Annotated in this window: 3 protein-coding genes; all 3 read left to right on the forward strand. The window is 65.9% G+C overall.

The features are described 5' to 3' along the window. Nucleotides 1-113 precede the first annotated feature (113 nt). Genes L0D17_RS12915 through L0D17_RS12925 form a run of 3 tightly spaced genes read left to right on the forward strand, consistent with a single transcriptional unit; the run spans nt 114 to nt 3,207 of the window. On the forward strand, nt 114-1,139 hold the full coding sequence (locus L0D17_RS12915) for an amino acid ABC transporter substrate-binding protein (RefSeq protein ID WP_243095667.1): 1,026 nt from the start codon (nt 114-116) through the stop codon (nt 1,137-1,139). A 5-nt stretch (nt 1,140-1,144) separates the two neighbouring features. Continuing rightward, entirely contained in the window at nt 1,145-2,248 is a 1,104-nt protein-coding gene (locus tag L0D17_RS12920) for an ABC transporter permease subunit (RefSeq protein WP_243095668.1), read from the forward strand. After that, nucleotides 2,245-3,207: an amino acid ABC transporter permease gene (locus L0D17_RS12925; RefSeq protein WP_243095669.1), complete on the forward strand. Its 963-nt coding sequence runs from the start codon at nt 2,245-2,247 to the stop codon at nt 3,205-3,207. Before L0D17_RS12920 ends, L0D17_RS12925 begins: the two co-directional genes overlap by 4 nt. Nucleotides 3,208-3,271: the final 64 nt, after the last annotated feature.

A 3,271-nucleotide genomic window follows, 5' to 3' on the forward strand; every position in this document is an offset into this window, starting at 1 on the left:
TCTCTCCCTTCTCCCGCCCCCTCCGGGGTACAAGGCAATTTACTAGGCAAGCCCCGCCAAGGTTGACCCCGCTTTGTCCAGGTGTTATCCTTCCCTGAGACAGGAGGTGGGGAATGAAGCGGCTCTGGATTGGATGGTTGGCGCTGCTCTTGCTTGGGGCCTGGCCCGCCCTGGCGCAGCAGTCCCGGCTTGAGGTGGTGAAAAGCCGCGGGCGTTTGGTCTGCGGGGTGAACGCCGTTCTGCCCGGCTTCGGCTTCCTTGACCAGAGGACGGGCAAGTACGCGGGCTTTGACGTGGAGTTTTGCCGGGCGGTGTCCGCCGCCCTCTTCGGCGACCCTGACAAGGTGGACTACGTGCCCCTGGATGCCCGGGTCCGGTTCCAAGCGGTGCAAAACGGCGAGGTGGACGTGGCGTTCCGCAACACCACGGTGACGGCCAACCGGGATGGCGCCTTGGGTGTGGACTTCCTGCCCGTGACCTTTTACGACGGCCAGGGGGTGATGGTCAAGAAAGGCCGGGCCAACGCCCTAAGGGACCTGGAGGGGGCCACCTTCTGCACCACTCAGGGTACCACCAACGAGAAGAACATCTCCGACTACATCCGGGCGCGGAAGTGGCGGAATACCCGACTCCTGACCTTTGAGGACGGGGCCAAGGTCATGGCGGCCTTCCTGCAAGGGCGTTGCGACGCCTTCACGGCGGACAAGTCGCAGCTGGTGGGCTTCCGCGCCACCGCCCCCAACCCCGAGGAGCTGGTGATCCTCAAAGAGACCATTTCCAAGGAGCCTTTAGCCGGGTTCGTGCGGGAAAACGACTCCCGCTGGCGGGATGCCCTTTCCTGGATCGTCTGGGCCACTATTCAGGCGGAGGAGTTCGGGATCACCAGCAAGAATCTGGACCAATTCCTTAAGAGCGACGTGCCGGAGATCCGCCGCTTCCTTGGCCTCGATGGCACCCTAGGCCAGGACCTTGGCCTGCCTAAGGACTTCGTGGTCCGCATCCTTCGGGCCGTGGGGAACTACGGGGAGATCTACGATCGCTTCTTCGGACCCAAAAGCCCCTTCCATATCCCCCGCACGGGCACCCTGAACGCCCTGCAGCGGTACGGGGGCCTCATGTACAGCCCGCCCTTCCGCTAAGCCCCATGCCCCGCCCGCGGGACCTCCTCGTACAGGCGATGGTCCTGGGCCTGGTGGCCTGGGGCTTAGCCGCGCTATGGACCACGGCCAAGGTCCGCATGGCGGCCCAGGGTATCCCCTTCAGCTTCGCTTTCCTGTCGCAGGAGGCGGGTTTTTCCTTGAGCGAGGGCATCACCTTTGCCCCAGGGGAAGGGTTTCGTCCCTACCAGCCCTCCGACACCTACCTTCAGGCCCTTCTGGCCGGATTTCTGAACACGCTCAAGGTGACCTTGCTGGGCCTTTTGGGGGCCACGTTGCTGGGGCTCTTGCTGGCCTTGGGGCGGCTCTCCGCCAACCCCTTGGCCCGGGGCCTCGCCTTCGCTTATGTGGAGGCCGTGCGCAACACCCCCCTCCTTCTGCAACTTTTTGTCTGGTACTTCGCCATCCTCCTTAAGCTACCCCCCTGGGAGCGGGGCATCGCCTTCGCCGGGGCCTTTTTGTCCCAGCGGGGTCTCCTCCTGCCCGAGCTGGCCCTGGCTCCCGGGGCGTGGGGGCTGGTGCTGGCAGGGGTTTGGGCCTGGGCCTTCCGACGGCGAGGCCTTTTGGCCCGGGTGGGGAGCCTCGCCCTTTTCCTGGCCTCTTGGGCCCTCCTGGGGCCCCCCTTCGCGGTGCGCCCCGCGGTGCCGGGGCCCTTTGGGCCGTTGGGGGGCATCTTCCTCTCTCCGGAGTACGCCGCCCTCCTCATCGGGGTGACCCTCTACACCTCCGCCTTCGTGGCCGAGGTGGTGCGGGGGGCCATTCTGGCCGTGCCCAAGGGCCAGTGGGAGGCCGCTTACGCCTTGGGGCTCTCCTACCCGGATACCTTCCGCCTCGTTGTCCTCCCGCAGGCGGTGCGCATCGCCGTGCCTCCTTTGGCCAACCAGTACCTCAACCTGGCCAAGAACACCTCCCTGGGGGTGGCGGTGGGGTATCCCGACCTCTTTTCCGTCTACAGCACCGTGGCCAACCAGTCGGGACGTAGCCTCGAGGCCATCCTCCTGGTCATGGCCGTCTACTTGAGCCTCAGCCTCAGCATCAGCGCCTTGGTGAACGGGTACAACCGCCGGGTGGCCCTGAGGTGGAAGCTATGAGGCTCTTCCGCGCCCTCTTCGGCAGCCCCGGGAACGCTCTGGTGAGCTTGGTCTTGCTTAGTTTCCTATTCCTTTTGGGGCGGTCCCTCGTCCTTTGGGCCTTGGGGGCGGAGTGGCGGGTGGTGGGGGACAACCTCCGGTACTTCTTTGTTGGCCAGCTGCCGCCGGGGATGACCTGGAGGGCCTATGGCCTCCTTGGGGCGGGGCTCCTCGTCCTTTGGGGCTGGCTTGGCCTACTGCGGGCCGCCCGTCTTCCACGGCCCGGGCTGGCGGTGGGGGTGGGCCTGGTCCTTTTCCTCCTCTTCCTGCCCCTGCCGCTGACCTTGTGGGGCGGGCTCCTCCTTTCCCTCCTCCTTTCCCTGAGCGCCATGGCCCTGGCCTTTCCCCTAGGGGTGGCCCTGGCCCTCGGGCGGCAGAGTCGGCTTCCCGCAGTGCAGCTCCTCAGCGTCGCCTACATCGAGGTGGTGCGGGGCGTGCCCCTGGTTTCGCTCCTCTTCCTGGCCTTCGTCACCTTACCCCTCTTTTTGCCCGAGGGTGTGCGTTTACCCCAAGTGGTGCGGGCCCTCTTGGCCTTTACCCTGTTTGCCGCCGCTTACTTGGCGGAGAACGTTCGGGGCGGGTTGCAGGCCATCCCTAGGGGGCAGTGGGAAGCGGCGCTTAGCCTCGGACTCACCCCCTTCCAGACGCTGCGCTTCGTGGTGCTTCCCCAAGCGCTCCGGGCGGTGGTGCCGGCGCTGGTGGGCCAGTACATCGCCCTCTTCAAGGACACCTCCTTGGTTGCCCTCATCGGTATCCTGGACCTCATGGGCGTGGCCCGGGCGGTCCTCGCCAACCCGCAGAACGTGGGGTTGGAGCGGGAGGTCTACCTCTTCTTGGGCCTCGTGTACCTGGCGGTTTCCGGCGTTTTCTCCTACCTGGGCCGCCGCGTGGAGGCGGCCTTGGGCCTTGGGAAGAGGTGAGGTATGGAACCCATCATCCGCATCCACAACCTGCACAAGTGGTTTGGCTCCCTGCACGTGCTGA

The sequence above is a fragment of the Thermus thalpophilus genome (genome assembly GCF_022760915.1).
Classification (GTDB): Bacteria; Deinococcota; Deinococci; order Deinococcales; family Thermaceae; genus Thermus; species Thermus thalpophilus.